This is a genomic window from Xanthocytophaga flava, from assembly GCF_030068545.1.
Taxonomy (GTDB): domain Bacteria; phylum Bacteroidota; class Bacteroidia; order Cytophagales; family 172606-1; genus Xanthocytophaga; species Xanthocytophaga flava.
This window is the reverse complement of the sequence record NZ_JASJOR010000071.1, coordinates 1-4,055: the sequence shown is the minus strand read 5'-3', so window position 1 is coordinate 4,055 and position 4,055 is coordinate 1. Positions and strand designations below refer to the sequence as shown.

General features: G+C 40.4%; 4 protein-coding genes. All 4 read right to left on the bottom strand.

Features of this window, described 5'->3' with window-relative positions; translation table 11 throughout:
• Nucleotides 1-205: 205 nt before the first annotated feature.
• The 4 genes from QNI15_RS38740 to QNI15_RS38725 all read right to left on the bottom strand — a co-directional run bounded on the left by QNI15_RS38740 (nucleotide 206) and on the right by QNI15_RS38725 (nucleotide 3,515).
• Nucleotides 206-1,102 (bottom strand): helix-turn-helix domain-containing protein, encoded by an 897-nt coding sequence (locus QNI15_RS38740; RefSeq protein WP_314037570.1) that lies wholly within the window; start codon nucleotides 1,100-1,102, stop codon nucleotides 206-208.
• A 352-nt stretch (nucleotides 1,103-1,454) separates the two neighbouring features.
• Entirely contained in the window at nucleotides 1,455-1,697 is a 243-nt protein-coding gene (locus QNI15_RS38735) for an Atu4866 domain-containing protein (RefSeq protein ID WP_313996070.1), read from the bottom strand.
• A gap of 88 nt (nucleotides 1,698-1,785) precedes the next feature.
• Nucleotides 1,786-2,649 (bottom strand): oxidoreductase, encoded by an 864-nt coding sequence (locus QNI15_RS38730; RefSeq protein ID WP_313977506.1) that lies wholly within the window; start codon nucleotides 2,647-2,649, stop codon nucleotides 1,786-1,788.
• A 26-nt stretch (nucleotides 2,650-2,675) separates the two neighbouring features.
• Complete coding sequence (locus tag QNI15_RS38725; protein WP_314037568.1) at nucleotides 2,676-3,515, bottom strand: oxidoreductase; 840 nt, start codon at nucleotides 3,513-3,515, stop codon at nucleotides 2,676-2,678.
• Nucleotides 3,516-4,055 lie beyond the last annotated feature (540 nt).

Sequence of the window (4,055 nt, the reverse complement as noted above, 5' to 3'; positions counted from 1 at the left end):
CATACAGATAAAGCCTTACTTTGATGAACATACTCTATATAAGTAAGTTAGCCATATTCTATCACTCTTGTATTTTGTTGCCAATAAATAAAAAAGTCGGAAGATATTTCTTCCGACCATGACTGGATTACTAAGTACTTTTAGCTTTTATATAAAATAAGACGTTTTCACTTTACTTTTCTATCATGTAGTCTTAATAATATCATCAAATTGCCCTGAAAGAAGTAGGATTTAGCTGCGTATGTTTCTTAAAGTAGTTGTTGAAATGGGCGGCCTCCTCAAACCCTAAGCAGTAACTAATCTCAGCCACGTTCCAATCTGTGTGTTTCAGCAATACCTTTGCTTCACTCACAATCCGCTCGGCAATGTGTTCGGTCGTCGTTCTTCCGGTAGTCAATCGGATGGCCCGGTTCAAATGATTTACATGTACTGATAACTGCTCGGCATAATCCGTAGCCGACCGTAACGAAAGCCGTTGAGAAGGGGACTCAATCGGGAACTGTCGCTCCAGCAACTCTGTAAAGATAGCCGTAATACGCGTATTGGCATCAGGATGCTGATACAGTGTCTCTGATGGCTCCATCTTTAGCGCATAGTGAATCAGTTCGGTTACATAATTACGTAACAGGTCATATTTAAACCGATATTCTGAATCTATTTCATCCAGCATTTTGGTAAAAATCTGACTAACCCGTTTATCATGAGTCTTGTTTAATAGATAAGCGGGCTTTCCACCTGGCATAAACATAGGCAACTCATTGATATTGCCTCGCATCTTTTCTGTAAAGAACGACTCTTTAAAGATACAGAAGAATCCTGTTTTATCATCTGACAGAGACTCCCATGTATAGGGCACACTGGGATTAAAAAAAATCAGAGTAGATCCTGCGATTTCAATACTTTTATCAGCATAGTGGTATCTGTTTTTTCCTCTGATTAAACTAACCTTATAAAAATCCCTTCTGCTATACTTGACTGGCGTACTTCCATGTCCCAGACAATCTTCCAGCCTGAATACATTGAAATGTCCAATGTCCTGTTTTAAATTGTCAGGCATCCAGTTAAACTTCTGCTGATAAAAATTTTCCAGGGTCTCAATCATATAAAACAAATTTTATTGAAATTGTTTAGGATAAGTTTTAAACCAGCTCAACGAGCAGATTTTGTAGCATGCCTTAATTTCAATCCCCAGATTGGTGTTATCACCAACCTGAACGATAGGAAACAACTCGTTGGTGATAACACCAACGATGGGAAGAAGGCGCAGCACAGGTATTTTTAGTTCTTATACAACTTGTATTTAATCTGCCTTTGAAGCCTTATAAGATTATCCTAAACAACTTCATCATGTACAATAATCCAGCTAGTTGATTCTATAAGGTTATACAGCTGAAAATGGTTTCTATAAAATTAGCAAATAGATTATATGTCACCATATAATCTATGCTACTTACTTATTTTTCCCGATAAAAAATATACCCACCATGATAGAGAACGTCATCTTTAAAGTCTCCAGAGGCTGTAAATCCGGTATCATCAATGTATTCAATATGATCTCCTTCAATGGTGTAACTGCCTGTGTAGGCGCTTTGCCGTTTTCCACGGGCTTCATCATAACGCCCATTGGGTAATAATTCCTGGCGGATATACCCGTCTCCGGTTACCCACATGCCAATGTATGATTTGTTGTTGTTCATAGTTATTCACAAAGTTATATTTGTATCTGGCAGACAGAATACATTTACTATCTGCCAGACTTTTGGTGAGTGTATATATTATTAGTAGTTATACTGTTGCTGAAGCAGAGGCCTGAACAAGACCTGTACTGATAGTCAGTGTTTTCCAGGCTTCTACATCTTTCTTTACAGCGTCCATCTTCTGGTAAGCCATGTTATAGGCATCCTCTCCTAAGAACAGATGCAGAGGTGGATTTTCAGCAGAGGCAACCTCAATTAATGCCTGTCCTGCCTTTTCCGGATCTCCCATCTGATTGCCATTCATGTTATGCTGATGGAATGCCTGAGATTCGCGTACTTGTGTGTAGGCATCAATCTGTTGTTTGGGAAGGCCCATCGATCCGGCTGTCAGGAAATCTGTTCGGAAATAGCCTGGCATTACGGCAGTAACATGTACACCAAATTCTTTTACTTCGGCTGCCAGCGACTCTGAAAATCCTACTACAGCAAATTTAGTAGCACAATAAATACCCCAACCGCCAAAGTTTCCGGTGAATCCCCCAACAGATGATATATTGAATATATGTCCTGACTTTTGTTCTCTCAGATAAGGCATTACCTGACGAATTACATTCAGAGAACCAAATACATTGACGTCAAAATTGTCACGGGCTTCTGCATCACTTAACTCCTCGAGGCTACCCAATAAACCATACCCTGCATTGTTCACTACTACATCAATCTTCCCAAAGTGGGCTATCGTCTGTTCGATTGCCTGTTTTACACTCGCTTCCGTTTTAAGATCCATCGCTAATGGAAGAAAACTGGTGTGAGTCCCTACTGCTTTGCGTAAGTCCTCCAGATTGCGGGAAGTGGCAGCTACTTTATGTCCCTGCAAAAGCAATTGTTGTACTAGAGAAAGACCTAAACCTTTAGAGGCTCCGGTCACAAACCATATTTGTTGTGTTTTCATTGTGTTGTGGATGATTAAATAAAAAATTAGTTTGTAAAATCAGTTGATTTGGTTAGAGACTCCCATGACTGGAATTCCTTTGTCATAGAAGCCAGCTTGTTAAAAGCTCGCTGATAGGCATCACTTCCCAGCAATAGATACAAGGGTGGATTACTCTCCTCTGTGATCTGAATCATCGCTTCGGCTGCTTTCTCCGGATCGCCCGCCTGATGGCCATCCATTTTCAGGTATTTGGCATGAGAAGCTCTCACCTCTTCATATATGGCTATGGGATTTTGTGTCATTACCAGTGATTCAGATGAAAGGAAACTGGTTCGGAAAGCTCCCGGTGCAACGACAGTTACCCGAATTCCCAATGATCGTACATCTTCTGCCAGTACTTCTGAAAGTCCTAAGATAGCATATTTGGTAGCCGCATAGATTGACCAGCCTGTATTGGCACTAATGCCTGCGATAGAAGATATGTTGAGAATATGCCCTGACTTTTGGTCACGCAGAAACGGTAATACCTTGCGAATAACATTCAGTGTACCAAACACATTGATATCAAAGCTATCACGTGTTTCTTTGTCTGTGAGTTCTTCAATACTTCCACCTATACCGTATCCGGCATTGTTCACTACCACGTCTATTTGTCCGAAAGTCTGATGAGTTTGCTCAAGTGCTTTCGCTACACTGTCTTCATTACTCAGATCAACCTGTAATGGTAAAAAATGATCATTGGCCTTTCCTATAGCTGTTTGTAAAGCATCAAGTGTGCGAGAGGTTGCAGCGACAAAGTTTCCCTGTTGCAATACTTGTCTGGCAAGGGATAAACCAAGTCCTTTGGAAGCTCCTGTGATAAACCATACTTTTTTGTTGTCCATAGTCTTTGTTTGTTTTAATTGATAGAACAAAGGTATGGCGAATGGGTAAGGTGGTGATTACAAGTTTCAAACGAATGATTGCAAAAATCAAACAATGCAAAATTCAAACACACTATGAGGATGATATAATATCTGGATGGAGAGGTTTACTCCTTTGATTCTTTTTAGTATTATTTGTAGGACAAGGCTGTTCTATGGTGCATGACTCGAAACCTGTTCTATGGGAAGGTACGCTGGATCTTCGTTTCAGAAGTGAGCCTTCGCTCCCCTTTTTGTCCTTCTGAAAGAATCTTCCCGCCCACGCCAAGGCATGGCAAGACCGACGGCCTGTGGATCTGGAGAATATTCTTTCTCTCAAATAACAATCATGGCTCTATTTGTCAAAAGGTACTGTCTGTAAAGTCAAGAAAAAAGTTATAATTATTTTAAGCTATTCTTATCTTTACACTCTCAAAGAGAACAGGTCCTGTTTAGCAGGTCGTTCATCTTGCGTAGCTACCCACTGTGGTAGCTACAACCTTTTTAGCGCAATAGGCTTGT

Bases quoted from the DNA above. Each gene is read 5' to 3' on its own strand.
- QNI15_RS38740 (WP_314037570.1), bottom strand. From the start codon at position 1,102: ATGATTGAGACCCTGGAAAATTTTTATCAGCAGAAGTTTAACTGGATG.
- QNI15_RS38735 (WP_313996070.1), bottom strand. From the start codon at position 1,697: ATGAACAACAACAAATCATACATTGGCATGTGGGTAACCGGAGACGGG.
- QNI15_RS38730 (WP_313977506.1), bottom strand. From the start codon at position 2,649: ATGAAAACACAACAAATATGGTTTGTGACCGGAGCCTCTAAAGGTTTA.
- QNI15_RS38725 (WP_314037568.1), bottom strand. From the start codon at position 3,515: ATGGACAACAAAAAAGTATGGTTTATCACAGGAGCTTCCAAAGGACTT.